1 protein-coding gene is annotated in these 334 nt (G+C 65.9%); it reads right to left on the bottom strand.

Annotated features, from left to right (window positions below; all coding sequences use genetic code 11):
- Positions 1-334 (bottom strand): VCBS domain-containing protein (locus KW824_RS20660; protein ID WP_218410884.1); only part of this gene is annotated, 334 nt, incomplete at both ends.

Genomic DNA, 334 nt, shown 5'->3' with positions numbered 1-334 from the left:
GTGACGGTGTGCTCGGTGCCATCCACAGACTGCACGGTGAAGGTCTCGACCTTGGTCTCCCCTTCACCCAGGTACTGCACCTTGCTGTTGTCGACCTGGTAGGTCCAGGCACCGCCTTCGGTGATGGTCAGGCTACCCAGCGCACCCGCACTCGGGGTGCCGTTGCCGGCCAGGAACTTGGCTTCATCCGCCCCGTCCACGTCGGTCACGCTCAGGGTGCCGGTCTCGGTCAGCAGCGGGGTGCTCTCGTCTTCGGTCACGCCGCCGGTGTCAGTGCCGGTGATCACCGCCGCATCGTTGACGCCGGTGATGGTGATGGTGACGGTGTGCTCGG

This window comes from Aeromonas sp. sif0611, assembly GCF_019218845.1.
GTDB classification, from domain to species: domain Bacteria; phylum Pseudomonadota; class Gammaproteobacteria; order Enterobacterales; family Aeromonadaceae; genus Aeromonas; species Aeromonas media.
The sequence above is the reverse complement of the archived record's forward strand: the minus strand, read 5'-3'. Positions and strand labels throughout refer to the sequence as shown.